Annotated in this window: 1 protein-coding gene; it reads left to right on the top strand. The window is 50.5% G+C overall.

Annotation, left to right across the window (positions count from 1 at the left end):
- Window positions 1-106 precede the first annotated feature (106 nt).
- On the top strand, window positions 107-928 hold an 822-nt coding region (locus tag DPN68_RS13045), incomplete at its 3' end, for a hypothetical protein (protein WP_204673666.1).

Genomic DNA, 928 nt, shown 5'->3' with positions numbered 1-928 from the left:
ACCGTTCTTCTACAACTCAGACTATCAACCAGCCGTTCAGTACCAAGACAGCTACGGCACTATCTTTTTATAACTTCATATTTTAACCACTTAACTTTACATTCTTATGGCAAAAGGTTTAGGAATTATCGGTAACTTCAAAGGCAAGGTCGGCAACATCGTCGGCTACAACCTCAAAGACAGTAACAACAAGCAGACGCAGGGCCTCCGTGCCTATCAGCCTGTAGTACGTAACCCAAAGACTGCACGTCAGGCAGAACAGCGTGCCAAAATGGCACCAATCAACGCAACCTATCGCGCACTGAAAGGCATCATCGACCGTGGTCAGGAGGGCGTGGCCTATGGCAACAAGTCGCGCCTGCGCTTCCTCTCGGAGGCCATGAAGCAGTTCGACGGTCCCTGGTTCGAAAAAGGCGATGCCGTGACGCTTCCCATCAAGACCAACATCACACGCGGCTCACTGCAGCCGATTATCATCGAAGAAACCACTGAAGATGGTTTGAGTACAGTACTTTCTGTAGGTGCTGTTGAGCAGATTGCCACTGTGGGTGCTTTGTCAACCGCTCTGTTGGCTAACAACTCTTTCCTGAAAGAGGGTGACCAACTCACTTTCGTTCATGGTAAGATTGGCCAGATTGTTGTTGTCTCTGTCATTCTTGACAGCACTTCGACTGTAGCTACTACCAATTTCATTGGTAACGGCGGAACGCTGGATTTCAATCCGGGTCATAACATCGAAGCGGGTTTGGTATTCGGTGCTGCAATCCTCTCTCGCGAAGGTGACAACGGACAGCACCTCCGCTCGACAACTGCTCTTCTTTTAGGCGGTACCACTGAAGATGACCAGCACTACACCTCTGCCGCCAAGGATGCCGCCATCGAGTCCTACATGGCAGCTAACGGCAACACCGATTGGCCTCAGGAACAG

The sequence above is a fragment of the Flavobacterium tibetense genome (genome assembly GCF_003293845.1).
Taxonomy (GTDB): domain Bacteria; phylum Bacteroidota; class Bacteroidia; order Flavobacteriales; family Flavobacteriaceae; genus Flavobacterium; species Flavobacterium tibetense.
This window is presented reverse-complemented; position numbering and strand designations above follow the sequence as displayed.